Annotated in this window: 4 protein-coding genes and 1 pseudogene; all 5 read right to left on the bottom strand. The window is 62.0% G+C overall.

Annotation, left to right across the window (positions count from 1 at the left end; all coding sequences use genetic code 11):
- On the bottom strand, positions 1-256 hold a 256-nt coding region (locus tag EN893_RS21670), incomplete at its 3' end, for an ATP-binding cassette domain-containing protein (RefSeq protein ID WP_164901006.1).
- A 69-nt stretch (positions 257-325) separates the two neighbouring features.
- Positions 326-1,150 (bottom strand): annotated as a pseudogene (locus EN893_RS21675) (carbohydrate ABC transporter permease).
- Positions 1,151-1,161: 11 nt separating this feature from the next.
- Positions 1,162-2,034: a sugar ABC transporter permease gene (locus tag EN893_RS21680; RefSeq protein WP_013528414.1), complete on the bottom strand. Its 873-nt coding sequence runs from the start codon at positions 2,032-2,034 to the stop codon at positions 1,162-1,164.
- 123 nt (positions 2,035-2,157) lie between these two features.
- Entirely contained in the window at positions 2,158-3,468 is a 1,311-nt protein-coding gene (locus EN893_RS21685; protein WP_127268865.1) for a sugar ABC transporter substrate-binding protein, read from the bottom strand.
- 225 nt (positions 3,469-3,693) lie between these two features.
- Positions 3,694-4,151, bottom strand: a 458-nt coding sequence (locus tag EN893_RS21690) for a LysR substrate-binding domain-containing protein (RefSeq protein WP_245490878.1), incomplete at its 5' end; no start/stop codon positions are given.

Below are 4,151 nucleotides of genomic sequence, written 5' to 3' on the forward strand. Positions count from 1 at the left end.
GCGCATAGGACTGGAACACCATGGCGAGCTTGCGCTTGGCCGGTGCCTCGCCGGTGACGTCGCGGCCGTCGATGTTGATGGAGCCGCCGCTGGTGTCCTCGAGCCCGGCGATCAGCCGCAGCAGCGTTGACTTGCCGCAACCCGACGGGCCGACGAAGACGACGAACTCGCCATTCTCGATCACCAGGTCGAGACCGGGGATGATGGACGTCGCTCCGAAGGATTTGGAGACGTTCTTGAGCGTGATGTTTCCCATGATTTCCTCCCCGAGGGGTTATTTCTGCCGATTGCTTCGGGCAATTCCGTTACTTCACCGCGCCATCAATTATTTGACCGCACCAAATGTCAGGCCGCGCACCAGCTGCTTCTGGCTGAACCAGCCCATGATCAGGATCGGCGCGATGGCCAGTGTCGAGGCGGCCGAGAGCTTGGCCCAGAACAGGCCTTGCGGGCTGGAGAACGAGCTGATGAAGGCGGTCAGCGGTGCTGCTTCCGTCGTCGTCAGCCGGATCGTCCAGAACGCCTCGTTCCAGGCTAGGATGATGTTGAGCAGCATCGTCGAGGCGATGCCCGGCACCGCCATCGGCGTCAGCACATAGACGATCTCGTTCCACAGCGACGCGCCGTCCATGCGTGCCGCTTCCAGGATCTCGCCCGGTATTTCGCGGAAGTAGGTCTAGAGCATCCACACCACGATCGGCAGATTGATCAGCATCAGCATGATCATCAGGCCGATCCGGCTGTCGAGCAGTCCTGTGTCGCGGAAGATCAGGTAGATCGGGAACAGCACCGCGACCGCGGGCATCATCTTGGTGGACAGCATCCACATCAAGATGTCCTTGGTCCGCTTGGTCGGCGAGAAGGCCATCGACCATGCCGCCGGTATGGCGACGAGCAGGGCCAGGATGGTCGAGCCGACCGAGAGCAGCACCGAGTTGAAAAAGAATTTGAAGTAGCCGCTCTGCGCCTGAACCTCGGCATAGCTCTCGAACGTTCCCGACGGGATGATGCTGAAGCCCTGGATGGCTTCCTGCTCCGACTTGAACGAGGTGATGATCGTGTAGAGGATCGGGAAGAAGATCAGCAGGGCGACGATCCAGGCGGCAACTGTCGCAATCGTCTTGTGCTGGGTGGTGACTGAGCGTGCCATCGTAGCCTCCCTTACTTGTCCAGGTTCTTGCCGACGGCGCGCATGGCGAAGAAGGCAACGATGTTGGCGAGAATGACGGCGATCACACCGCCGGCGGATGCCTGGCCGATTTTGAACTCCAGCAACGCCTTCTGGTAGACGAGGAAGGGCAGGTTGGTGGAGGCGTATCCCGGGCCGCCATTGGTGGTGACGAGGATCTCGGCATAGACGGAGAGAAGGAAGATCGTCTGGATCAGGATGACGACCGTGATGGCGCGCGACATGTGCGGCAGCGTCAGATAGATGAAGCGGCTGATGAAGCCGGCGCCGTCCATCTCGGCGGCTTCCTTCTGCTCGCCGTCGAGCGACTGCAGCGCGGTCAAGAGAATGAGCGTGGCGAAAGGCAGCCATTGCCAGGCGACGATGATGATGATCGCCAGCATCGGATGCTGCCCGAACCAGTCGATCGGCTGGGCCCCGAAGAAGCGCGCTATGTCGGCGAACACCCCATATTGCGGGTGCATGATCATGTTCTTCCACACCAATGCGGCCACCGGCGGCATGACGAAGAACGGCGAAATGACCAGGATGCGCACGATGCCCTGGCCCCACATCGGCTGATCGATCAGCAGCGCCAGAAGGATACCGCCGATCACCGTGATCAGGAGCACGCTGACCACCAATGTGAGCGTGTTGAGGATCGACTGCAGGAAGGCCGGGTTGGAATAGAACAACGCGTAATTCGAGAAGCCGACAAAGCCGTCGCGGATCGGATTGAGCGGATTGTATTGCTGGAAAGAGAACCAGATGGTGATGACCAGCGGCACAATCATCCAGACGAACAGCAGCACCACGGATGGCGCCATCATGAAACGGGCAAGCGAACGGGTCTGCTGAGTAGCCATGACGTCACCCTTCACTGGTCAGACTGAATTTTCAAAAGGCGTTAAAGGCGGCCGCCCGAACTGGGAATTCGGGCGGCCGTTGCCGGTCAAGGAGGCGACCGGCAGTCGGCACCGGGAGGAGCCTTACTTGATGTATCCGCCTTCGGTCATTGCCGCGGTGGCAGCGTCCTGGGCCTGCTTCAGCGCATCGTCGACACTCGACTGGCCGGCAAGAGCCGCCGAGAAGAGCTGGCCGACCGTGGTGCCAAGTCCCTGGAACTCGGGGATGGCGACGAACTGGACGCCGACATAGGGCACCGGCTTGACGGTCGGATGCGTCGGGTCGGCGGCGTTGATGGAGTCCAGCGTCATCTTGGCGAACGGAGCCGCCTTCTGGTACTCGGCATTGGCATAGAGTGAGGAGCGCGTGCCCGGAGGAACGTTGGCCCAGCCTTCCTTCGAAGCGACCAGTTCGGCATAGTGCTTGCTGGTCGCCCAGGAGACGAACTTCTGGGCGGCATCGGCTTTCTGCGTCCCGGCGGGGATCGCCAGCGACCATGCCCACAGCCAATTGCCGCGCTTGCCCAGGCCATTGTCGGGTGCCAGCGCATATCCAACCTTGTCTGCGACCTGCGATGCCTTGGGATCGGAGACGAAGGACGCAGCGACGGTGGCGTCGATCCACATGCCGCATTTGCCCTGCTGGAACAGCGCCAGGTTTTCGTTGAAGCCGTTGGAGGACGCACCCTCGGGGCCGTCGGCCTTCATCAGGTCGACATAGAACTGCAGCGTGTTCTTCCATTCCGGCTGATCGAACTGTGGCTTCCAGTTCTCGTCGAACCAGCGCGCGCCGAAGGAGTTCGACATGGCGGTCAGGAAGGCCATGTTCTCGCCCCAGCCGGCCTTGCCGCGCAGGCAGACACCGTTCACGCCATTGGCGCGGTCGGTCATCTTGTCGGCGGCCTGCCTGATGAAGTCCCAGGTCGGCGCGTCGGGCATCTTCAGCCCGGCCTTCTCCATCAGGTCCTTGCGGTACATGACGAAGGAGCTTTCGCCGTAGAAGGGCGCGGCATAGAGCTTGCCGTCGACCGAAAGGCCGCCTGCGATGGCGGGGATGATGTCCTTGGCATCGTAGTCGTCGCCGAGCTTGTCGAGCGGCAGCAGCCAGCTCTGCTTGGCCCAGATCGGAACCTCGTAGGTACCGATGGTCATCACGTCGTACTGGCCGCCCTTGGTGGCGATGTCGGTGGTGACGCGCTCGCGCAGCACGTTTTCTTCGAGCGTGACCCAGTTGAGCTGGATGTCGGGGTTCGCCTTGGTGAAGTCCTCGGTCAGCTTTTGCATGCGGACCATATCGCCATTGTTGACGGTGGCGATGGTGATGGATTCGGCATGTGCGGCGAACGCAAGCGTGCTGGCCGACAACAAGCCCAGGGTGAGCGTGCGAAGTTTCATCAAATTCCTCCCTTGAACCAAGATGAGCATTTGCCTTGGCTTTGGGCAATTACTCACTTGGCGTGAATTATGTCAAGTCGGATTCGATGCTGCAGCGCAGCACCCGGGCGACACCGCAGGCCGGGACGAGCGGAAATTGCCAGGGCGAGAATCATCCCGGCCGGATACAGTGAGGCAGCAGCGGATAGATCTGCGAGAACCAGGCGCAGCCCGAAAGCTTGCCGGTCAGCCGGCGATCTCGGCCAGCAGCCAGTCGCGGAAGGCACGGATCTTCGGCACGTTGCGGCGCGCTTCGGGGTAGACCAGCCAATAGGCATGGCCGTCGTCGCCAACCAGATCGAAAGGCTGGATCAGGCGCCCGTCGGCAAGTTCCGCCTTGAACAGCGCCCTGGTCAGGACCGCGACGCCATGACCGGCGATCGCCGCATTGGCCTCATAGGCCTGCGCGCCCATGCTGCTGCCGGGCCGCTTGGCAAGATCGTGCGAATGCACGCCGGCAGCCTCGAACCATTGCGTCCACCAGATGTCGCCGGGATCGAGGATCGGCAGCCGCAACAGGTCCGCCGGTTCCCTGACGCCGCCGATGGTCGCCGCGAGTTTCGGGCTCAGCATCGGCGTGAAGTCGGCATCGAGCAGCTTGTGCGCCTCCAGGCCCGGCCATTTGCCGCCGCCCGAGCGGATGG

This window comes from Mesorhizobium sp. M7A.F.Ca.CA.004.04.2.1 (assembly GCF_004022825.1).
GTDB lineage: Bacteria > Pseudomonadota > Alphaproteobacteria > Rhizobiales > Rhizobiaceae > Mesorhizobium.

What these genes read in the sequence shown, in the direction of transcription:
- EN893_RS21685 (WP_127268865.1), bottom strand. Translation starts at nt 3,468, where the DNA reads ATGAAACTTCGCACGCTCACCCTGGGCTTGTTGTCGGCCAGCACGCTT.
- EN893_RS21680 (WP_013528414.1), bottom strand. Translation starts at nt 2,034, where the DNA reads ATGGCTACTCAGCAGACCCGTTCGCTTGCCCGTTTCATGATGGCGCCA.